Origin of the sequence: Bacillus haynesii, from assembly GCF_001969855.1 — a bacterium.
GTDB lineage: Bacteria > Bacillota > Bacilli > Bacillales > Bacillaceae > Bacillus > Bacillus haynesii.
This window is the reverse complement of sequence record NZ_MRBL01000015.1, coordinates 2,586-3,493: the sequence shown is the minus strand read 5'-3', so window position 1 is coordinate 3,493 and position 908 is coordinate 2,586. Positions and strand designations below refer to the sequence as shown.

2 protein-coding genes are annotated in these 908 nt (G+C 40.4%); both read right to left on the bottom strand.

Annotated elements, in window-relative coordinates:
* Nucleotides 1–117: 117 nt before the first annotated feature.
* Complete coding sequence (locus tag BTA31_RS12850) at nt 118–345, bottom strand: sulfurtransferase TusA family protein (protein ID WP_043928381.1); 228 nt, start codon at nt 343–345, stop codon at nt 118–120.
* 31 nt (nt 346–376) lie between these two features.
* Nucleotides 377–908 (bottom strand): MBL fold metallo-hydrolase (locus BTA31_RS23345; protein WP_479688709.1); only part of this gene is annotated, 532 nt, incomplete at its 5' end.

Sequence of the window (908 nt, the reverse complement as noted above, 5' to 3'; positions counted from 1 at the left end):
CCCGGACATAAAAGAGCCAACTGATCCGATGAAAAATAGTAGAAGAATAAAAGATATGTCCACTACCCTTCCTCCTTTCCATCAATAAAAAGGGGGAATAGCCCCCTTTTATCACATTTAACCTTTTTTAAGCCAAAATTTTAATACACCATCTTCCTCTGTATCTTGAAGCAACTCATGACCGCCTGACTTCGCCCATGCTGTTAGATCACTTTTTGCCCCTTTATCAGTGGCATGTACTTCTAACACTTCTCCGGATTGCAATTCGTCCATCGCTTTTTTTGTTTTCACAATTGGCATTGGGCACGCAAATCCTTTAGCATCTATTATTTTATCTGATTTCATTTTTTATCTCTCCCTATCTTCAAATCTATATTCATCCATGAATCGCGCAACGGTTTGGTCCAATTTCCATCTCACTTTGCCTGTCAGCATCCGGCGTTATTTTGCCCATGTTGGTTTGACGGATTTCCTGATAGGCATTTGGCTGTGGCGGCAGGTTTTCTGATACAGCACCTCTGAATTCATTTTCAGCCATATTTAAACCGGCATTCTTTTTATATAAATCACCCAATTTAGCCTGAACTTGCCCTTGATCACCTAATTCACTGACTGTCGAAAAGTGAGCTGGAAGAACAATCAAGTCACCTGATATTTGTTTGTATTTTTCATGCAATGTGTTACGTAAATCCTCTGCCCAGTCCCCGGCTTTTCCAGCCAAGTCTGGCCGGCCGATTGATTCAATAAATAAAATATCTCCTGTTAACAAATAGTGATTATCAACAATTAAAGATGTGCTTCCAATGGTATGGCCCGGTGAGTAGATAGGCTCCACTTTCATGGTTGTGTTTCCTATCGAAACATCATGACCTTCAATTAACGGTTCATGCGAAAATTGCACTTCCTCT

What these genes read in the sequence shown, in the direction of transcription:
- BTA31_RS12850 (WP_043928381.1), bottom strand. Translation starts at nt 345, where the DNA reads ATGAAATCAGATAAAATAATAGATGCTAAAGGATTTGCGTGCCCAATG.